This window comes from Methanosphaerula palustris E1-9c, assembly GCF_000021965.1.
In the GTDB taxonomy this organism is placed as follows: Archaea; Halobacteriota; Methanomicrobia; order Methanomicrobiales; family Methanospirillaceae; genus Methanosphaerula; species Methanosphaerula palustris.
Map to the genome: position 1 here is coordinate 1,745,675 of NC_011832.1, position 19,871 is coordinate 1,765,545.

The 19,871-nt window shown below is 51.7% G+C and carries 18 protein-coding genes; 5 read left to right on the forward strand and 13 right to left on the reverse strand.

The features are described 5' to 3' along the window. Positions 1 to 191 precede the first annotated feature (191 nt). Positions 192 to 3,362 (forward strand): NosD domain-containing protein, encoded by a 3,171-nt coding sequence (locus tag MPAL_RS14550; protein ID WP_012618314.1) that lies wholly within the window; start codon positions 192 to 194, stop codon positions 3,360 to 3,362. A 76-nt stretch (positions 3,363 to 3,438) separates the two neighbouring features. Here the strand turns inward: MPAL_RS14550 and MPAL_RS16300 are convergent, their stop codons facing one another. The 4 genes from MPAL_RS16300 to xerA all read right to left on the reverse strand — a co-directional run bounded on the left by MPAL_RS16300 (position 3,439) and on the right by xerA (position 6,800). Next, positions 3,439 to 4,698 (reverse strand): PAS domain S-box protein, encoded by a 1,260-nt coding sequence (locus tag MPAL_RS16300; protein WP_052292233.1) that lies wholly within the window; start codon positions 4,696 to 4,698, stop codon positions 3,439 to 3,441. An 8-nt stretch (positions 4,699 to 4,706) separates the two neighbouring features. Continuing rightward, positions 4,707 to 5,006 carry a dehydroquinate synthase/iron-containing alcohol dehydrogenase family protein gene (locus MPAL_RS16930; RefSeq protein ID WP_330217423.1) on the reverse strand — a complete coding sequence of 100 codons (300 nt, stop codon included), beginning with the start codon at positions 5,004 to 5,006 and terminating at the stop codon, positions 4,707 to 4,709. After that, complete coding sequence (locus tag MPAL_RS08390; protein WP_236610355.1) at positions 4,978 to 5,712, reverse strand: iron-containing alcohol dehydrogenase; 735 nt, start codon at positions 5,710 to 5,712, stop codon at positions 4,978 to 4,980. The genes MPAL_RS16930 and MPAL_RS08390 overlap by 29 nt, the downstream gene beginning before the upstream one ends. 209 nt (positions 5,713 to 5,921) lie before the next feature. Beyond that, complete coding sequence (gene xerA / locus MPAL_RS08395) at positions 5,922 to 6,800, reverse strand: site-specific tyrosine recombinase/integron integrase (RefSeq protein ID WP_012618316.1); 879 nt, start codon at positions 6,798 to 6,800, stop codon at positions 5,922 to 5,924. 327 nt (positions 6,801 to 7,127) lie between these two features. Between xerA and MPAL_RS08400 the strand changes: the two genes are divergently transcribed. Further along, a complete protein-coding gene (locus MPAL_RS08400) occupies positions 7,128 to 7,520 on the forward strand; it encodes a serine O-acetyltransferase (RefSeq protein WP_236610356.1) in 393 nt (130 codons plus the stop codon). 400 nt (positions 7,521 to 7,920) lie between these two features. On the opposite strand, the gene thiE is transcribed toward MPAL_RS08400, so the two are convergent. The 9 genes from thiE to MPAL_RS08445 form a co-directional block, all read right to left on the reverse strand. Further along, a complete protein-coding gene (gene thiE, locus MPAL_RS08405; RefSeq protein ID WP_012618318.1) occupies positions 7,921 to 8,550 on the reverse strand; it encodes a thiamine phosphate synthase in 630 nt (209 codons plus the stop codon). Positions 8,551 to 8,556: 6 nt separating this feature from the next. Then, positions 8,557 to 9,354 carry a hydroxyethylthiazole kinase gene (thiM, locus tag MPAL_RS08410; RefSeq protein WP_012618319.1) on the reverse strand — a complete coding sequence of 266 codons (798 nt, stop codon included), beginning with the start codon at positions 9,352 to 9,354 and terminating at the stop codon, positions 8,557 to 8,559. 446 nt (positions 9,355 to 9,800) lie between these two features. Further along, entirely contained in the window at positions 9,801 to 10,598 is a 798-nt protein-coding gene (locus tag MPAL_RS08415; protein ID WP_012618320.1) for an energy-coupling factor transporter transmembrane component T family protein, read from the reverse strand. Further along, positions 10,568 to 12,061 (reverse strand): ABC transporter ATP-binding protein, encoded by a 1,494-nt coding sequence (locus MPAL_RS08420; protein ID WP_012618321.1) that lies wholly within the window; start codon positions 12,059 to 12,061, stop codon positions 10,568 to 10,570. Before MPAL_RS08420 ends, MPAL_RS08415 begins: the two co-directional genes overlap by 31 nt. After that, complete coding sequence (locus MPAL_RS08425) at positions 12,058 to 12,582, reverse strand: hypothetical protein (protein ID WP_012618322.1); 525 nt, start codon at positions 12,580 to 12,582, stop codon at positions 12,058 to 12,060. The genes MPAL_RS08420 and MPAL_RS08425 overlap by 4 nt, the downstream gene beginning before the upstream one ends. Positions 12,583 to 12,756: 174 nt before the next feature. Continuing rightward, positions 12,757 to 13,344 carry a molybdenum cofactor guanylyltransferase gene (gene mobA, locus MPAL_RS08430; RefSeq protein WP_012618323.1) on the reverse strand — a complete coding sequence of 196 codons (588 nt, stop codon included), beginning with the start codon at positions 13,342 to 13,344 and terminating at the stop codon, positions 12,757 to 12,759. A gap of 230 nt (positions 13,345 to 13,574) precedes the next feature. Continuing rightward, the gene (locus MPAL_RS08435) at positions 13,575 to 14,021 is read right to left on the reverse strand and encodes a methylated-DNA--[protein]-cysteine S-methyltransferase (RefSeq protein ID WP_012618325.1); all 447 of its coding nucleotides are present in this window, start codon (positions 14,019 to 14,021) and stop codon (positions 13,575 to 13,577) included. Continuing rightward, positions 14,012 to 16,024: an ATP-dependent DNA helicase gene (locus MPAL_RS08440; protein WP_012618326.1), complete on the reverse strand. Its 2,013-nt coding sequence runs from the start codon at positions 16,022 to 16,024 to the stop codon at positions 14,012 to 14,014. Before MPAL_RS08440 ends, MPAL_RS08435 begins: the two co-directional genes overlap by 10 nt. A gap of 128 nt (positions 16,025 to 16,152) precedes the next feature. Beyond that, positions 16,153 to 17,271, reverse strand: coding sequence for a TIGR04084 family radical SAM/SPASM domain-containing protein (locus MPAL_RS08445; protein ID WP_012618327.1), 1,119 nt, complete (start codon positions 17,269 to 17,271; stop codon positions 16,153 to 16,155). A gap of 99 nt (positions 17,272 to 17,370) precedes the next feature. On the opposite strand from MPAL_RS08445, the gene purB reads away from it, so the two are divergent. From purB to MPAL_RS08460, 3 genes are all read left to right on the forward strand, one after another. Next, positions 17,371 to 18,708 carry an adenylosuccinate lyase gene (gene purB / locus MPAL_RS08450; RefSeq protein WP_012618328.1) on the forward strand — a complete coding sequence of 446 codons (1,338 nt, stop codon included), beginning with the start codon at positions 17,371 to 17,373 and terminating at the stop codon, positions 18,706 to 18,708. A 139-nt stretch (positions 18,709 to 18,847) separates the two neighbouring features. Then, entirely contained in the window at positions 18,848 to 19,543 is a 696-nt protein-coding gene (locus MPAL_RS08455; RefSeq protein WP_012618329.1) for an energy-coupling factor ABC transporter permease, read from the forward strand. Next, the gene (locus MPAL_RS08460) at positions 19,540 to 19,866 is read left to right on the forward strand and encodes an energy-coupling factor ABC transporter substrate-binding protein (RefSeq protein ID WP_012618330.1); all 327 of its coding nucleotides are present in this window, start codon (positions 19,540 to 19,542) and stop codon (positions 19,864 to 19,866) included. The genes MPAL_RS08455 and MPAL_RS08460 overlap by 4 nt, the downstream gene beginning before the upstream one ends. Positions 19,867 to 19,871: the final 5 nt, after the last annotated feature.

Here is a 19,871-nt window from a genome sequence, read left to right on the forward strand (position 1 = left end):
TTGCTCCCAAGAACTGGATATGAGAAGATGATCTCCCCTGTCGCGATAGGAATTCTGTGCTCTGTCCCCTTCCTCCAACCCACCAGGTTAAAGGTTGAAGGGGCAGGAGATCATTGACCTCAAAACCATGGCGACAGAGGTTGGACCAGAAGGATTAATCTATTAACAGACAGGGTAATGGATGTTCGATCATGCGTCATTCCCTCCTGTTATCAGGCACCATCATTCTCCTGTTCTGCCTGATCATAATCCCAACAGAAGCGCTCGTCCAGTCTGAATCTGCAGTACGGCCGACTATGTTCGCCTGGGAGGAGAAGATGAGTTCTGATCTCCTGCCCCTGGTCGATGAGCGGTTTCTTTCACCAGGAGAGACTCAGGGGGAGGCCGCAAAGGGAACAGTTCGACAGACTGGAATCAATGGGACTCTCAACGATGAGGTCTTCATCTATATCAGGGTTACAGAGACCATATCAGTAAAGGATCTCGATCGCTGGTGCGTCGAGATCACTGACCGCGATGATGGGGAGCATCGTGTGGCAGCCTGGGTCAGAGTCAGTGACCTTCCCAGTCTCGCCTCATTGGAATGGATCAGGTCAATCCAGACAGTACTTCCACCAATTGTCAATACCGGCTCAGTAGACACACAGGGAGATCAGATTATCAGGGCAGATCAGATCCGGAGAACCACGGGGTCCTCGGGCCAGGGTGTAAAGGTCGGTGTGATCTCCACAGGAGTTGACCACTGGCGAGACGCTGCAGCAACCGGAGACCTGCCCTCGACCCTCCACGTTCTCTCAAACTCATTTGGCGGTGATGAGGGAACGGCCATGCTTGAGATCATTCATGACATTGCACCAGATGCTGACCTATATTTCTATGATACCGGTACAAACACAATCGCGTTCAATCGAGCTGTGGACGCATTGACAGAGGCCGGCTGTTCGGTGATCGTCGACGACATCTCCTGGTTGGGTGAACCATTCTTTGAAGACGGTTCGGTCGCGACACATATCCAGGAGAAGATCCAGAATGGGAACCTCGTTTATGTCACCTCTGCCGGCAACTACGCACAGAAACATTATCAGGGGACCTATTTCAATGACGGAAGCGGGTGGCATGACTTCAGTGCAGGAAGTTCATCCAGAAAAAAGATCTACCTGAGCATCCCGCCAGGCGGAAGCGTCAGAGCTGTTCTACAGTGGGATGATCCCTTCGGCACTTCAGCGAACGACTACGATCTGTACCTGAACGAACAATATCCATATTCTGGAATCACCTTAAAAAAAAGCACGAATGCCCAGACCGGAAGCGCGGACCCGATTGAGTGGATCACCTATACCAACAGCAACTCCTACACGATCAACGCCGAGCTCGACGTCAACAACTACATGAACCTCGCGGAGGAACGAACCCTTGAACTACAGATGTACATCAGTTCGGGAACCACGATCAGTCCAGATAATCTGGTCTCTGCTGATTCTATCAGTGGTCAGGCTGCTGTACCCGAGGTCCTGACCATTGGTGCACTTGGCGCAACCACACCCAATCAACTGGAACCGTTCTCCTCCCAAGGCCCTGTCACGATCGTATATCCACACCGCGAGACACGTCAGAAGCCCGATCTATGCGGGATCGATGGGGTCGCCGTGACCGGGGCGGGAGGGTTTCCCACTCGGTTCTATGGGACCAGTGCCGCAGCTCCGCATATCGCAGGGGTTGCAGCACTTCTCTGGAGTCTGAACCCATCCCTCACTCCTGACCAGATCCGAACAGTGCTTATTGAAGGCGCGGTCGACCTTGGTGATCCTGGATGGGACACGCTCTATGGATCTGGCCGAGCCGACGCACTTGCCTCAAAGGATTTGATCAGAACTGATGGGAAGATCACGGTATCGGGGCCGGTAGTGATCGATAAACCAGGCACCTATGTACTCGACCGTGACATCATAGATTGCCAGAATACGGTAGGAATTGAGATAAAGGCGTCAAATGTCGTCTTCGACGGTCAGGGTCATCTGATCAGCGGACAGAATAGAGGTGGATCGGCAGGGATCTTTGTCTCGAAGGATCCAGATAATCCACTGACTGGCGTTATCATAAAAAATGTGGATGTGGACCACTGGGACTATGGGATCTATTACCTGAATGCTATCGAGGGAATGATCCAGACGATCAGAACTACAGGGAATGATAAATATGGGATTGTTCTCTACGCGGGGAGCAGTGGGAATACAGTCGCTGACAGCACGCTCACCGATAATGGAGACGGTATCTACCTAACCGCCTCAAGCGACAGGAATACAATCCAAAACACGTCGATCAGAGAGAACCGGAACCATGGAATCTCTATCTATGACTCAACCAGCAACCTACTGGAGGGTAACAGCATCACTGGCGCAACCGCAGTTGGGGTCCAGTTCTTCACCACGAATAACAACACCCTGACCAGCAGCACGATTACCGGGGACACCCTGTATGGTGTCCAGATTTACCATTCTGATGGCAACATTCTGAAGAATAACACCATCACCGGCAGCACCAGTGCCGGAGTATACCTCAACCAATCCCAGGAGAACAGTATCTACAACAATTACTTCAACAATCCAAATAATGCCCTTGTTGAAGGAACGACGAGCCAAAACACCTGGAACCACGATCCAATGCTTGGAACCAACATCGTCAGAGGTCCATCGATTGGAGGAAATTATTGGGCGACTCCATCGAGAAATGGTTTTTCAGAGACTCATCCGGACAACAACCGTGATGGGTTCTGTGACGAGGGATATATCATCACATCTGAACAGAAGGGAAAAAACATCGACGAGGCCCCCCTCATATTACCGCAATCGTCCAATATGACCAGACCGACCGCAGGTTTTTGGGCAATCCCAACCAAGGGGACTGCCCCGCTCTCTGTCCAGTTCACTGACACCTCAACTGGTATCCCAGCACGGTGGACCTGGGACTTCGGAGATGGTCAGAATTCAACAGATCAAATGACAGAGGTTGTTAACAGGACAATACAGAACCCGGTACATTCCTATACACAACCAGGTACCTACTCTGTCACCCTGACTGTCTCAAATCCACTGGGTGACGACTCTATGGAAAGAACCGGATATATCATCGTCTCTGGATCAGTCATTCCAATACAATCTACGAACGTAATTCCAAAAGATCTGAACGGCGACGGGAAGTACGAAGATCTCAACGGGAATGGTAGACCTGACTTTGAAGACGTGGTGCTGTTCTTCGATCAGATGGACTGGATTGAACAATATGAACCAATCGATGCGTTTGACTTCAACAATAACAATGCGATCGACTTCAACGACATCGTCGTCCTCTTCAACCAGTTATGAGAACTGCGGGGGGTCTTTTGTCTTGGTGATCCTGATTAAAATGGTCAGGTGACAGAGGGGACGATAAACCGGAACCTCAACGGTCATAATCCAGAGAAAATCTATAAGCGTTAGCCGGCACCAGAATCTCAAATCTGGCACCCATTCCTTCAACACCGGTCTCTGAAATGGTGATCCCAGTAATCGAGAGGATCTCCCTAACCAGGAATAAACCAAGGGCTGATTCCTTTCCAAACCCACGTTCAAAGAGCATACTCTTTTTCTCTAGGGGAATGCCTATCCCGTTATCCTCGATGATCAGCACGAGATCATCCGCTCTTTTCTGATATTTGAGAGTGACTTCAGTTACCGTTTCTCCATGCTGGATCACATTGTCCATAAGATTGAAAAGAACCTTCTCTAGCAGAGGGTCAGCATAGATATCCAGTCCTTCGAGGTCGACATGCCTAGATATCTGGAGAAAATCCAGGTGCGAGATTGCATACAGAAAAACATGATTGACACGCTGCCACCGGGGCGGTTTCATCCCCATATCCTGGTAATCTCGTCCAAATTTTATCGAATTCGCTATTACCTGGATTAATGAGACTTCTTTCTCCAGGTATGAGATAGCCTTTTCATCAGTAAGTGCGTTCTTTGTCAGTTCCAGATAGGCTGATAAGGTGAAAATGGCGCTCTGAATATCCTGAAAGGTTACGGTATTCAACAGATTCAATTTTTTACGGGCCAACTCCAGTATTTTTTCGTCCTGTTTTCGATCGGAGATGTCACGACACAGGGAAAGGATTCTCATTCCCGGTCCCATCCTTACACAGGTTGAGTTGATCTCGATGGGAATGAGATTGCCGGATGAGTCCACATAGTCGACCTCCAGGTTACGGATGAACCCATCCCTGACACAGCGCCGGATTGCCAGAATATTTTTTTCTTTATCATGTGCAGCAGTCCATTCGACGGGATTCCGGTTTAGGATCTCTGCAAGATCTTGATGACCGGTCTGATGAACATACTTTGTATTGGCATCAAAAACCTGGCCTTCGTCATCAGTGACAACAAAACCGGTGTCGGTCGTTTCAATGATGGTTCGATACCGCTCCTCGCTCTCGCGCAGTTTCCGTTCACTCTCACTGAGTTTCTCATAATTTGCAGTTAACTCTTCATTTATTGCCGTGAGTTCCTCATACGCTGCCAGGAGTTCCTCGTTCTTTTTGAGCAGTTCGGTATGCTGTTCCTGGAGTTCAGGATAGTAACTCTTACGTATTGATGATTCGCCAAGACCGATAATCTGCATCCGCTGGTTATTCCAGTCAGGGGTATCATCAGAGTGCTGCTTCATAGACCTGTTCAATATCCTTGATTGTTGGCTGTCGTGGCATTGGTTGCCATGTAGGGGTCATGCATTGCTTTCTTCGCCAGATCTGGAATATCCATCCTGGTAATTCCCAGATCTCCAAGGGTTTCAGTCATTCCCATTTTTCTCTTGAACGTCTTCACAGCTGCAATGATCTTCATCTTTCTATCAGTATCATTCAATCTGGAAAGTTCAACCCCCATAATCTCCGCGTGCGTATCATAACGCCGTGGACATGCCAGATAATTATACGTCACCACATGCTCAAGCAGCACAAGCATTACATGCCCCATGAGGGAGATCAGAGAATCCCTCTAGACTGTGTGCCATCGCATGGACGACACCAGGATTCGAATTGGAGAATGCGAATCCGGCCAGGAGGCCCCCCAACATAGTCTTGTACCTGAACTCAATCGTATCAGGTTCATCCAGTGCAGGAAGCAGATCGGTAGTCATCAACCGGATAGACTCCAGCGCTTGTACATCGGTGACTGGAGAACTTACATTTTTCACCTTTCGCTCTGTATCGTTGATGATAACAAACTGTGAAACATCCGCCCCAGATCCTGCAGTCGTTGGTATACAGATTAGGGGTGGCAGCGGTAGTACTACATTGTCAACGCCCTCAAATTTCAGTATGTGCTTCTTGTTCGAAACGACAATCCCGATCCCTTTAGCACGGTTTATCAGGCTGCCACCTCCAACTGCCACAATGCAGTCACACCCTGAACGCTGGTACAGGTCTGCACCATCCACCACCAGGTAGTCCCGAGGGTTTGGAGTTACATCAGAAAATAATGTGTATCGTATACCTTCTGCTCGAAGACTATCAGTCACATCCGTGACCCATCCTGCAGCGATAAAATTCGAAGCAGTGACAACGAGCACATGCCATGAATCAAAATTTTTGGCATATCTGCCGGCCAGTAAGCGTGCATCGACGCCTATAACAAACTCTGGTGCAACAAATTTTCTCAACTCGAAATTGGATTCATCCATCCGATTTCCACCACCCACGCACAATTTTCGTCCAATCAATAAAGGGGAATCAATTATTAAATATTTGGTATTTCCAAGACTCCATTCCCTTAGAGATTTGTTCATCTGATCATTAGGACCATGAGAACGATTTATGTTCATCATCCTTTCCTGATGTTAGGCATCCTGGGGAGAGCTCCATGAACACAAACAGTATAGCATCATATGGTTTATGTGTTCACATCATCCTGCTTTGAGAGCGGGAAGTAGGTCCGATAGACACCCTGACGCTCATCGAGGTCGGTATGAAGGTATATCTCAGTCGTCTTGATGGAAGAATGACCGAGGTTCTCCTGTACGACCCGAAGATTCTTGGATCGTTTGTACAACTCACTGGCATAACTATGCCGGATTGTATGGGGAGTAACCCCGGGGGGTGCATAGACCTCAAAGAGGTGTTGCACAGTTCGAGGGGAAAGAGGATGTCCCTGTTGCCCGACAAAGAACGGACCGAAGATCCGATCGCCGGCATAAATCTCCATCAAACGGCAGGTCTCCTCGTCGATGAAAACAGTCCGGATCTTATCTCCTTTCCCCCGGATCCTGATGGTGAGGTCATCAAAATCGATATGTTCGATGGAAATTCCACAGAGTTCAGAGACTCGGACACCAGTCGCATAGATCATCCGCACGACTAGCTGGTCCCTGACACTCGGCATCGATTCGATCAATTTCAGGACCTGCCGATGCTTCAGGTACCGCAGTTCCTGACGTTTGATCTTCGGCCTATCGATCCCAGTCACGGGATTCACGGCAACAGCCCCCTGAGCATATAAAAATCGATAAAACGAACTGAGCGTTGAGATGATTCGATGCAGAGTTTTTGCAGAATAACCATGTTCCTGTGAGAGGGCCGAGAGATATCCAGTGATCAACCGTCGATCGTCAGCACCACCGACCTGATCAAAAGTAGCTCCTCGATCGATCAGGTAGGCACCAAACAAACGGACCACCCGGATATAACTCTGGATCGTCTTCTCAGAATAGTTTCGCATCTGCATGTACGAGTGGTACCGATCGATCCACTCGACAAAGGAAGACTTATCCATATAGTATCTGTTCAATGCAGGATGAGAAATAAGTTTGCGCAGAATTTCCAGGGGATATCAATCATGCATTGAAACAGAGATCAATCGATATTCTTATCAGGTTATCAAAAGAGACATTCTGATGTGATTCAGTCAAAAACGGATTATCTGTTCTACTGTGAGGCAGATCGAGTTGCACTGAATATCAAAACTACATTTCCACAGATCTTCATACACGAGGTCTGGCGCTTTGAGCGAATGCTCAGGAAGGTGGAATATTACAAAAACTGCAAGAGTTCATGGATCAATAAGCCATATTATCTCTTCCTGTACCTGCGATTCCGACGTATGAGTGTGAAGATGGGCTTCCATATCCCACTGAATGTCTTTGGCCCAGGCCTCTCAATCGCCCACCCAGGCACCTTAATTGTGAACGACGGGGCGCAGGTCGGTGAGAACTGTAGAATCCATAACTGCGTTCACATCGGCACTCAGGCAGGTTTCATAGACGCTGCGCCGAAGATTGGGAACAACGTATTCATCGGCCCGGGTGTAGTGCTATTTGGAGATATTGAGATAGCCGATGATATCGCGATCGGAGCCAATGCAGTGGTGAACAGATCCTTTACTGAGAACGGAATCACCATCGCAGGCGTACCGGCTCGGAAGGTCAGTGACAAAGGGTTTGACCGATGCTATAAGAAATCCACCGACATAGTCCGTAGAAGAAACCAATCCTGATTCCGGAGGATGAGATATATTCTGCCATTCTATAAAAATCTCTTTTTTAAAAATAAGGATTATAATTGTAATTGCGTAGAATAGACATTCTACGCATGTTGGATTATGCCACCCACACCCACTTCAAAGAGGGCACAATCAAAGATTGGACCAGGACCACCCCCTACCAAACCAGGGGAGCATACAACAGGCGATTCGAATCATTCGGAAAAAGAAAAAACTGATCCCCAGAGGGAGGCAGGATTGCAAAAAACACAAAAAAACGATCAAAAAAAATATCCGGTTTCCAAAGAGTACAGACGGTATTCAATACCATTTTAGACAACAGCCAATAGGAAACACCAACCATTCAGAAAACACCAAATAAACATACAGATGAGTGGAGAAATAGAGATCAACTTCAAACAGATTTTTTTGCTTCAAGAATTATGGATTTTAGACCCGAAGTTGCCTTGGAGATATCGGGCTGACTGACCACGGCAGAGATGACTGCCACCCCCGCTGCCCCGGCACGGATTACTTGAGACACATTGGAAGCATTGATCCCCCCGATGGCCAGAACCGGGACAGTCAGATCATCACAGAGCGCCGCGAGCAGATCAAACCCACGTCCCGCGCCAGCATCGATCTTGGAGGGTGTTGAGAAGAGGGGACTGAGTGCGACATAATCAGCACCATCAACCACAGCCCGCCGCCCCTCTTCCACTGAACCAACCGAAACACCGATGATTAGATCCGGAGCGACTTTTCGGGCGGCCCGGACTGGGAGATCGTCCTGGCCGAGATGGACGCCGTCAGCGCCCGAAGCGAGAGCGATATCGAGCCGATCATTAACAATGAAGAGCGCCCCGGCCGAGGTGGTGATCGTACGGATCAACTCTGCTGCAGCGAACAGATCACGACCAGAGGCAGATTTGTCGCGGAGCTGGATCACATCCGCACCACCAGCAACAGCAAGGGCAGCGACTTCAGCATGCGATCGACCCAGTGAGAGATCAGGGTCAGTGACCACATAAAGGGAGTACGGCATTTGATATCAGAGGATCCGGATCTTCGCACCCGCAGAGAGCACAGGCGGCGTCAGGGCTGCGACCTCGTCCATAAGCGCCACCTTGAATGACGATGGCCCAAAGGCTCGTTTGGCTGCTTTTTCACCAGCCAGACCAAAAGCAGCCAGTGCAGCTGCAGTCGAGCAGACCTGATCCCGCGACCCTGCTGCAAACGCCCCAGTCAGAGACGAAGCCATACACCCAGTCCCAGAAACAACCCCCATCCGAGGATCCCCATTGTCGATCAATACCACCCGATCGCCATCAGTCACGATATCAGTCGCACCACTCATCGCCACAGTACAGGAGTACGCATTCACCAGAGATTTACAGACCGCCACCGGATCCCCGTCAAGCCCGGCTGAATCCACCCCTCGGACCCTGCCGGCTGCACCGGCCAGCAGACCGATCTCGCCGGCATTCCCCTTGACCACCGCCACCTGAAGTTCAGTCAGCAACCGTCGGGCACTCTCCGTCCGAAGCATTGTAGCCCCCGCACCAACAGGATCGAGGATCACAGGCACCTCAAGATCATTGGCCGCTCTTCCTGCTATCAGCATCGCAGATATCTGGGATTTCGAAAGCGTACCGATGTTCAGCACCAGGGCACCAGCCATAGCGACCATCTCGGCCACTTCCTCAGGAGCCTCGGCCATCACCGGGGCAGCACCGATGCAGAGCGTGATATTGGCACAGTCATTGATGGTGACAGCGTTGGTTATGTGATGGACAAGAGGTTTCTTCGTTTGAAGATCGTTCAGAGCGGATGCCAGATCGAGAGTCATAGATTTCAACACCACAGGCAAACCCACCTCAGGCCGGCCTGAATCATATGATTGTACCTGTTCGATCCGAACATTAATCTAAGTATGGGAAATGCTACCAAAAAACAGCATGAAGGTTCAGATTTACCAGAAACCGGAACCTACCCCTACAGATCTCCACTTTCACCATACACCCAACAATTACCTGGATTGAGATTCCACAATAAAAATCCTCCCTGACAGTTCACTCACCATCCACATTTTTATCCATAAGATTGTGATCGTTCCCTCGACTGGGCTATGACCCCAGGGAACCAGGGCAATTGTGCTGATCGTCACAGGATATCCACGAGAAGAAGATGGAACCACCCGATTAACGAGATGATCCATCATCAGTATCAAGATCATAAACCGTATGATGCTATATACTAAATATAGAACGTGATGACAAAAATGATGGGAAAAATTCAGGGGATCTGCATGAAGACCGTCGTAGCGAGAAAACCTCCCGCTGCGATCAACATCACCACGATCGCCAGGTAGTCAACCCTCCGAAGACTCCGGTCACGGAGCGAGGTCTTCTTCGGATTTCGGTACCCACGAAGATCGATCGTCAGCCCGAGCACATTCGCCTTGGCCAGCGCATTGGAGACCAGTGGAATGATGATCGGAGTCAGGGTTCGCATCGCACCCCGAAACCCACGACCAGGGTTGTAAGCCCGTGCCAACTGCGCTTCATGTATCCGCTGCCCCTCAAGCTGCAGACTTGGGATGAAACGAAGCGCGATCAGAAACATCAGTGCATAATCTGCCGGCATGTGCATCTTCAACATGGCGTGGACCAGGTCGTGCGGCTGCGTGGAGACAACCAGCAACTGGAATCCAAAGAGCATCGCAAAGAACCGAAGGGAGAGGAGCAGGCCGAACTGGACCGCACCGATCGTAATCGGAACCATTCCACCGATCAGAGGCACCCCTGCAGGTATCAGCGTTCCCATCACTGGACCGGCCTGCATCGTCAGAACCGTCAGCAGCACCAGCGAGATCGTCAGCGAGACGAGTAGCGGCACCTGCCTGAGGAGTTCTTTATGTAACCCCGATGCCAGCGCAATCAGAAAGAGCACAATCACCAGCGCCGATACAGATACAATACTGGACGAGGTGATCGCCAGGATCGCAACCAGCACCACCAGCACCAGTTTGGTGATCGGATTCAGTCGGTGAAGGAAACTGTCTATGCTGACGTATTGCATAATCTGCTGCATATCACACCTCCGCCACCATACTGCGTATCTGCAATGATCATTCCTTTCTCAAGCAGGACAATCCGATCTGCGTAGTCCTGTACAATCTGCATATTATGCGTGACCATCACGATCGTATGTCCCTGCTGTTGCAGTGCCAGAGCAATCTCCATCACCCGGGTCGACTCTCTGGCGTCGAGCCCGGTGGTCGGCTCATCGAGGACGATCACAGCCGGTTGCATCGCAATGATACAGGCGACGGCAAGTCGCTGTCGTTCACCCCGCGAAAGCGAACGGGGATAGACTGTCTGCATCCCGCTGAGGCCGACCTGGTCGAGCACAGCAGAGACCCGTTGATCGATATCATCGACCCCCAGATTCTTCAACCCAAACGCAATCTCCCGCTCGACACTCTCCTCAAAGAGCATCGTATCTGGGTTCTGGAAGACCAATCCAACAATCCTGGCCAGTTCGGTGATCTGTTGTGAAGCAGTGTCGACCCCCTTGATCATGATCGTTCCTTCAGTTGGCCGGAGAAGACCGTTCAGGTGCTTGATCAGCGAGGTCTTTCCAGACCCGTTGTCACCGATGAGCGCAACGAACGATCCAGCGCTGATCGAAAGATCGATCCCTTTCAGGGCTTCGAACTGATCATATCGATGAACCAGCCCACGAATCTCAATCACCGGCGGGTCGGTCATTGTATCGACCCGATATTCAGTCTGCCTGCAACAGGTCGACTCGTCGACGATCAGATGGTCACGGTGGAGCACCTTTCGGATCTTTTCGTCTTTAAGCAGGTCTTCAGGTGATCCTTCTGCCACGATCGCCCCCTCGTCGAGAAAGATCATCCGGTCAGCAAGCGTGATCAGAGCGTCGAGTTTGTGCTCGACCAGCAGTACCGTCTTTCCTTCATTCTTCAGATCTGAAAGGATATGGAAGAGCATCTGCGATCCCTCCTCATCCAGTTCTGAGGTTGGCTCGTCAAGGATCAGAATATCAGTCCCGAGGGCGAGGGTGGCAGCGATTGCGACCCGTTGCTTCTGTCCTCCTGAAAGAGTGTATGGGGCACGGTCCCGAAGTTCTTCTGTTCCCGTAATCGCAAGGACATGCTCCATCCGCCTGATCAGTTCCTCACGGGGCAGATCCAGATTTTCAAGACCCGAGGCGATCTCTTCTTCAACAGTTGTGAAGATCAACTGCGCATCGGCATCATCAAAGACAATCCCAATGTGCTGACCCAGTTCCTCGACACCACTGAACGCTGACACATCCTTTCCAAGGATTGCGACCTCACCAGTGGCTTTTCCACCATAATCATGGTGAAGAATACCTGAAGCAGCCAGGGTGAGCGTGGTCTTTCCGGCACCAGTTGGCCCGGTCACGATCACGACCTCACCCTTTTTGACAGAGAAAGAGAGATCATGAAGAGCAGGGGTGCTCACCCCCGGATAGGTGTAGGAATAATGAGAGAGGGAGATCATTCCCTGCCCCTCAGGACAATCCGTGCAGACGGGAAGTACAGGAGCTGCACAATTATTGCATTGGCAAGTGCAGCCAGAGTCACGATCGGAACGATCACCACAATATAGGCACCGAGGGTCGCATAGGTACTCAGGATCTTAGGCGCCATCATCACCATCGAGATGATCACGAATGTTAAACCGCTGGCAATCGTTGCCAGAAATGTCGTGAGACCCGGACCAAAGGACGGCCGGCTCTTCAATACGCGGTACAAACCCAGGCAGACCAGGGCACCGATCGGCTCACTGATCAGGTTACCCGGTGGAAAGATCGAATGGCTGATCAGAGCACTGATGATCCCGGCAACCAGCCCAATCCCCAGGGCTTCTGTTACCGTCGGCAGGATCAGGATGACCGCCAGACAGTAGAACGCGATCACCAGGTTGGCCACAATAGGTCCTGGGATGATCAGCGACAGATACCTGACGATCGCCCCGATGGCGAGCAGAATACCAGCGATCGCAATGTCACGCGACTTCATGCTGAATCAACTCCGAGCAGGGCATTCAATCGGCTAAGCATTATTGTAGAGATCGTCATTATACACATAATAATACCTCGATGTATAGTATTGTACATTCAAGCATAATAATATATCGACAATACACACAATTTTCAAAATTTGAAATCCAGATAAAGAGAGATCGATCGCAGTTCAACGGGTGTTAATCGCGTCGAGGTCTTCAATCTTATTGATATTGGTGAAAGTCTTCAGAGTGGGATCGATTCCGCGCAGTTCGTCAACAGGCAGATATAAAGCGTCAAGGCTCCGAATCATGGCCCTCAGAGAGAGAGATTCGTGGGAAGCCAGGTATGAGAGAAGCGATTCACGGCGGTAGACCGCATGGAGCGGTTCGAGCATATCATTATTCCATGATGGGATCACGGCATCATATCCGTCGATTGCATTGAAGAGATAATCGACGACTCCCCCGTGAATACAGGGCATATCACAGGCAGAGACAAATATCAGATCCCCCGATGCCGCAAGAACTCCAGCATGCAACCCACCGATCGGTCCAATGCCCTGCCTGACATCTTTCGTGCACAGGATCGATGGAAAAGCAGAGAATCTGGAACATTGCTCCTCATTTCTGGCGACAACCACGATCTCGTCAACCACCTGACGAAGCGTGTTCAGCAAACGCTCGATAAATGTTGTCCCATCATATGAAAAGAAATACTTCTCCCGCCCCTCTGCACGACGGGCCTCACCGCCCACCAGGATTATCGCGGATCGCACGCTCAGGTCACCAGTCGGGGAGAGGATTCTGAAAACCAGATCTGGTTCATAAAACCGGCATGGGTAGACGCTTCGATCTGACAACGGGTCCTAATCGCGACCACGGTCCCAGCCCAGAGAACCAACACATTCATCTTCATCGCTCCATTTCACAGCACAGGGATCGTTGGAAATGCATTTTATCCGGCCCCCCCGATCAGCAGTTCTTATCTTATTCTCCATAAACTCACTTATACCTCACGGCACGAAAGGCGTTGCTCCATCGCCAGGAGAGCCAGTTTGATCGAGATATCTGGCGTATATCCCCCAGGACCATGAGCAGCCACGATCCGATGGCAGGGGATCAGCAGCGGAGTTCTATTCTGCTTCATCGCCTGACCGACGACCCGAGGTCCAGTGCCGACAGAATAGGCGATCGAGCCATAGGTGGCGGTTGAACCATAGGGCACCTGCCTGACAGCCCGGTAAATCCGAGCATTGAGACTGTCACCGTCTGTTCCGGGAACAGAGAGAGGGTTCAGGTCGACAGATTCGCCGTGAAGGTACCGGGAGAGAAGGGGAGGGATCTCGCCTGATGGTTCTTCATCAGAGAACCAGATCCGGTAGACTGATCCTTCCTCCCAGACCACATGGACGGACCAGTCCTGAAATCGATCAACACCCTCCTTCAACGCCATCTCTTGAGTGCCTCTCGAAATGTTGAAGCATCGCAGGGTTTCATCTCCTGCTGCATCCAGGGAGAAAGACCGCTTTTTACCCGCTCCTCCCAGAACCGTTTCTCGCCGAGCACCAGTACCCCGCGATCCTCAGGTGTCCTCAATACCCTACCGAGGGCCTGGGTGGCCCGATTGATGGCAGGGAGCGTGTACGAGATGAACTCTCCCTCCTCACCGAACTTGTGCCTGAAGTAGTCGATCACCATCTTTCGAACCTTGTTGAACGGCGCCAGTGGGAGCCCGATGACGAGTGCCCCGCTCAGCATCTCCCCACGGTAATCGAGCCCTTCACTCCATTTGCCACCACAGACCGCAAACATCATACCAGAAGCCCCATGTCGGGGAAGGTCCATAAAGGTCTTCAGCGCGGCCCCGGCATCGGCCGAGTCCTTGGGCTCGATGAAGAGCGTTCTACCCGAGACCTTGCGCCGGCACCGCTCGGCAAAGGTCTCAAGCAGTTGATAGGAGGGGAAGTAGACAGCGATGTTCCCTTTGACCGTCGCAAATGCAGCGATATAGTCATCGATAGCTGCGAGATTTCCACTGCTCTGACGCATACTATACGCGGTGGTGATATCGGTGCTGCAGAGGATCAGCCTGTTCTTCGACGGGAACGCGTTCGGCAGCGAGATCGTTGTCACCGGCAGATCCCCGAAGTAATACCGCCGGTAACTCTCCACTGGTGAAAGGGTTCCACTGATCAGGATGCAACAGGCGTGAGCCCGGGCAATGGTCTGTAACTGATCGGCAGGGTCAATGTTCCGAACCTCGAGTGTTATCCGTTCCTCTTCCAGCCGTCGGAAGACGGTCAGGAATGCGGGGTCTGCAGATGAACGATAGATCCGATAGAGGAAATCGGCCAGTTGTTCGACCGCGGTCTCCTTGTATTCGCCGGCCTTGGTGTTCTTCTCCCGAACAAATTCGGTTATTGTCTGCAGGTCTTCGACCACCTCTTCGATCTGGCGGTACAGCGATCCCCGAATAACCATCCGATTGAAGATCGATGGATCAAACCAGTCCTCTATCTCGGTGGACCGTTTCAAGGCCTGCATAAAGTTGGAGATCTGCGGCAGCACCTGTTCCACCGGCTCCACACAGTTCAGATGCTTCCGGAGTGCAGCCAGTTCATGCGAGGCCAGTTCGAGAGATTGGTCATCGAGCGAAACGCTCTGGATGCTCTGTACAGTGTCACCGCAGTTATGCGCCTCATCGATCAGCAGCAGCACATCGCCAGGCGATTCGATCCCAAGGGATGTATACAGCTGGTCACGGATCTCATCGGTGAACAGGTGGTAATAGTTCAATACAACGACATCGGCATGTCTGGCTGCGTGGAGCATCGCCTCGTACGGGCAGATATCCCCACAGAGTTCATGAAGCTGCCGGGGGGCGACTGCTTCTGCTCCAATCCGGTCTGCCCGGGAACGGAGTTGCCCGGAAGGGACCATCTTCAGAGAGAGATCCTCGCTCTGGACAAAGATCCTGCTGTTGATATAATACGGACAGATGATTGGATGCTCCTTGTCCATACGCCGAATCTGGTTCCGGATCTGAGGATCCTTCGCCGGATTGAGCATTCCCTTCTGGGCCTGCTCGCGCATCAATGCCGAGGAGAAGGCCTTGACCCCCTCGCACCGTCGATAGACATCCCCTTCCCCACCGAGCGGACACATCGACCCCTTACCAACCAGATAGGCAAATTTCAGGGAGCGTTGTTTCTTTCGGATCAGTTGGAGTTCCCGGATGAAGGTGTTCAACTGGCTGACAGTCCGGACAGCGACGATCACCTTCCTCCCCCTGCTCTCACTGAGCAGCGCCGCAATCACACTGGACTTCCCGCTCCCGGTGGGTGCGTCGATCATCGCAATCCCCCCCTGCGCCGCTATAGCAGCAGAGGTCTCGAGCATCTCCCGCTGATAGGGCCTGTACGCGCTGTACGGGAACCAGTCGTCAAGTGCAGTCATACTGTATACCTATCTGCGCACAACGCCTTTTTTACTATCTGATGAAGTCCCCCTTCTGCTGCGGAGGTGATGAAAGAAAAATGAAATTTTCTGAAGAGACCGAGGCGATCGCCACGTGTAGTGAAGTTCTAGGGGATGATCTCACAGCCATTGAACTTGTGATGACAGAAGTCAGTCAGCGTGATGAGTCCCTCCTGAATCATCTCCCGGACTTCAGGAAGCGCTGCTGCCAGCGTGGTGTAAAGATGGTGAACCGTGTCACAGACCACCGCTCTCCCTTCCTCCGGCCATGGAGCAATGATATTAGAATACAAACACCGTCCGCCACAGAATTCTGAGATTGAACAGTCTCCGCAGGAACCACCGACCATCACCTGTTTCAAACCTTTTGGGTCGACGGTCGCAATATTCCCGAGGTAATACTGTTTCATCCCGATCATCACCGGACAGGGAACGATCGATCCATCAGTCAGGATCGTGTAATTCGCATACCCCGATCCGCACCGAAGAAGACTTGCCCGCCCAAGAAGCAGGTCTTCCATCGTGTCGAGGAACGGATACCACCTGAGCACCTGCCCCTGCTCACGCATCATCCTGATCCAGTACGCAACCAGTCTGCTGATCCCAGGGTTGTACGAAGACTCGACCCAGCGGACAAAATCCCGATCCTGATAGTCGTGCGAGAAATTGGCATCGAGTTGCCAGTGGAGCGAGGTGAATGGATAGCCGGAATTCTCTGCAAGTCCCCTGACCGCGGCATAGATATCTGTCTGCTCGTCGACGGTCATCCGCCCGATCAATTCGCCGGTAAATCCAGATGCAGAGAGTCCCTGTACTGCAGATATCACCTTATCGAAGGTTCCCTCGCCCCGATGCAGGTCGGTCAGAGGTTTCGGACCATCGATCGAGACCAGGATCGTATCAAGGTCAGCCACCACTCCCGGGTTCAACTGGCTCAACAGTACACCATTGGTATGCAGCAGGAACTTCGACACCGGGGCATGGTGCACTATCTCCTCGATGAGATCGCTCCTGAGCAGTGGTTCACCCCCATAGAAGGTCAGGGCCGCCTCTGGATCCCGGGCCAGAAACGAATAGAGTTTATCAAGGTCGATGTCCAGTTCAACAGGGAGCGCACAATCTATCTCTCCAAACTCATCCTCACCCTCAAGGCTTTCAAACGCCTTTCCTCTACAGTACGAGCAGCAGAGATTGCAGTTGTCGGTCAAGATCAGATGGTAATACAAAAGAATCCTTTATACTTCGGTTAAGAACATAAATAATCGTTTTCCTGGATTTGGATCTGCATCCCTTTTTTATGGATACCCACGCAATGATCCAGTAGTATGGCGATCCATCCGATTGAGTTCAGGTACGGGACATCAGCGATGCGCGAGATCTGGGGCGAGGAGCACCGGTTCAGATGCATCGTTGCAGCAGAGGTCGGACTTGCAAAGGCCGAAGCTGCCTGCGGGATGATCCCTGGAGAAGCAGCCGAGACGATCGAGCAGAAAGCAGAAACAGCAAGTCTGGAACGGGCCAAGGAGATCGAGGCTGAGATCAGCCATGACATGATGGCTATCGTTAAAGCGCTGGCAGAGGTCTGTGGCGAAGCAGGGGCCTGGGTCCACTTCGGGGCTACATCCAATGATATGCTCGACACGGCAACCGGTCTCCAGGTAAAGGCGAGCCTGAAATTGATCGAGGATGGGCTCAAAGAACTCCTCTCAGTTCTGTTGAAACGAGCTGAAGAGACCAGGACACTGGTCTGTGCCGGCAGGACGCATGGACAGATCGGTGTACCGACCACATACGGTCTCCGGTTTGCGATCTGGGCAAGCGAAGTGGGACGGCATATCGAGCGGTTGCAGCAACTCCGCCCACGGGTCGAGGTGGGGCAGTTGACCGGTGCGGTCGGAACCCAGGCCGCGATCGGACCGAAAGGGATCGAGGTGATGGAGAAGATGATGGCCTATCTCGACCTTGGGGCGGTCGACGTCTCCAACCAGGTGATCTCGCGAGACCGGTATGCCGAGTACTTCCTGTTCCTGGCAAATATAGCGACGACCCTCGACAAGATAGGGATCGAGATCAGATCCTTACAGCGGACTGAGATTGCAGAGGTCGAGGAGGCCTTTGGGAAGAACCAGGTCGGGTCGAGCACCATGCCGCACAAGCGAAACCCGATCAAGAGTGAGCAGGTCTGCGGACTGGCCAGGGTAGTACGGGCTGCGGTCGAGCCGGCCCTTGGGAACAATACGCTCTGGGATGAACGCGACCTGACCAACTCTTCATGTGAGCGGGTGATCTTTCCGGAGGCCTCGGTGCTGGCAGATCATATCATCCATGTGATGACCAGGGTTCTTGAAGGCCTGAAGATCAACAGGGACCAGATCAGGCGGAACCTGGATCTTCTGCATGGAGTGAACATGGCAGAGGCCGTGATGATCACCCTGACCGAACGGGGTATGGACCGGCAGGTCGCCCACGAACTGATGCGCGAGGCATCGATGCAGGCCCGGGCCGAGCAGCGACACCTGGCCGAGGTGCTGAAAGAGAAGTCCGAAGTCTCGTCGCTGATCGAACCTGATGACGTAGTGGCTCTGCTGAACCCTGATAATTATATTGGAACCTCTGTGGAGCAGGTCGAACGGGTTGTTAAAAAACTCTCGTTGCTCTGCTGATCATACCCCAACTCTTTTGAGGACTGATCGCGTGATAACCGCTCTGATGGGATTTCTATTCAAATATGAATAATGGATGGTTCTGGAAATACCCATGTTTTATTTAATTAGATCAAGAATACTTGTATGAGGAACTGAAATGCATATTATGGAAGGGTTTCTTCCGCTTCAATGGTGCCTGTTCTGGTTTGCAGTCTCTGCACCGTTCATTGCTTATGGGATCTACCAGCTCAATCGACTCGTAAAAGAGAACAGGAGTACCCTCCCGTTGCTAGCAGTCTGCGGCGCCTTCATCTTCGTCCTCTCATCCCTGAAGATGCCGTCGGTCACCGGAAGCTGCTCTCACCCAACAGGGACAGGACTTGGTGCCATCATGTTCGGACCGTTCATCACTTCGGTTCTCAGTATCATCGTCCTGGTCTACCAGGCGCTCTTCCTTGCACACGGCGGGCTCACAACACTCGGCGCAAACGTGTTTTCCATGGGAATCTGCGGACCTCTTCTGGGTTACTGGGTCTACCAGGGAGGAAAGGCGATCAATCTGAATTCGATCGTGAACGTCTTCCTGGCATCAGCCCTTGCAGATATCTTCACCTACGTAATCACGTCAATCCAGCTGTCGCTCGCGTTCCCGGCAGCTGCCGGCGGGTATATGACCTCGTTCATCACGTTTGCCGGGATCTTTGCCGTGACACAGGTGCCGCTCGCCATCATCGAAGGGATCTTCCTCACGCTCACCTTCAAGTACATCAACCAGATAAGGCCGGACATTCTCATTCATCTCGGTGTCATCAGTCCGGCGCAGTCAAAGCAGATCCTAGAGGCGTACTCATGAAGTACACCCTTGAGATCATCGCTATCATGGCTGTTGTGATCTTCGCCGGGATCTTCGTGGTGGTGAACGCCCATATGGCAGGCACTCTGGCACCCGGAGAAGTGGCATGGGGTGGATCTGACGATGGTGCGACCAAGATCATCGAATCAACAGGTTACACACCCTGGTTCAGTCCGATCTACACACCACCAAGCAGCGAGATCGAGACACTCTTCTTCTGCCTGCAGTCAGCCGCAGGAGCACTGGTGATCGGTTATTTTTTCGGATATTACCGTGGCAGACAGGAACGAAAGAACATTGAACAGACCAAAAAACAGGTGTGAATAGT

Bases quoted from the DNA above. Each gene is read 5' to 3' on its own strand.
- MPAL_RS14550 (WP_012618314.1), top strand. From the start codon at position 192: ATGCGTCATTCCCTCCTGTTATCAGGCACCATCATTCTCCTGTTCTGC.
- MPAL_RS16300 (WP_052292233.1), bottom strand. From the start codon at position 4,698: ATGAAGCAGCACTCTGATGATACCCCTGACTGGAATAACCAGCGGATG.
- MPAL_RS16930 (WP_330217423.1), bottom strand. From the start codon at position 5,006: ATGGGGCATGTAATGCTTGTGCTGCTTGAGCATGTGGTGACGTATAAT.
- MPAL_RS08390 (WP_236610355.1), bottom strand. From the start codon at position 5,712: ATGGATGAATCCAATTTCGAGTTGAGAAAATTTGTTGCACCAGAGTTT.
- xerA (WP_012618316.1), bottom strand. From the start codon at position 6,800: ATGGATAAGTCTTCCTTTGTCGAGTGGATCGATCGGTACCACTCGTAC.
- MPAL_RS08400 (WP_236610356.1), top strand. From the start codon at position 7,128: ATGAGTGTGAAGATGGGCTTCCATATCCCACTGAATGTCTTTGGCCCA.
- thiE (WP_012618318.1), bottom strand. From the start codon at position 8,550: ATGCCGTACTCCCTTTATGTGGTCACTGACCCTGATCTCTCACTGGGT.
- thiM (WP_012618319.1), bottom strand. From the start codon at position 9,354: ATGACTCTCGATCTGGCATCCGCTCTGAACGATCTTCAAACGAAGAAA.
- MPAL_RS08415 (WP_012618320.1), bottom strand. From the start codon at position 10,598: ATGCAGCAGATTATGCAATACGTCAGCATAGACAGTTTCCTTCACCGA.
- MPAL_RS08420 (WP_012618321.1), bottom strand. From the start codon at position 12,061: ATGATCTCCCTCTCTCATTATTCCTACACCTATCCGGGGGTGAGCACC.
- MPAL_RS08425 (WP_012618322.1), bottom strand. From the start codon at position 12,582: ATGAAGTCGCGTGACATTGCGATCGCTGGTATTCTGCTCGCCATCGGG.
- MPAL_RS08435 (WP_012618325.1), bottom strand. From the start codon at position 14,021: ATGGCGTTGAAGGAGGGTGTTGATCGATTTCAGGACTGGTCCGTCCAT.
- MPAL_RS08440 (WP_012618326.1), bottom strand. From the start codon at position 16,024: ATGACTGCACTTGACGACTGGTTCCCGTACAGCGCGTACAGGCCCTAT.
- purB (WP_012618328.1), top strand. From the start codon at position 17,371: ATGGCGATCCATCCGATTGAGTTCAGGTACGGGACATCAGCGATGCGC.
- MPAL_RS08455 (WP_012618329.1), top strand. From the start codon at position 18,848: ATGCATATTATGGAAGGGTTTCTTCCGCTTCAATGGTGCCTGTTCTGG.
- MPAL_RS08460 (WP_012618330.1), top strand. From the start codon at position 19,540: ATGAAGTACACCCTTGAGATCATCGCTATCATGGCTGTTGTGATCTTC.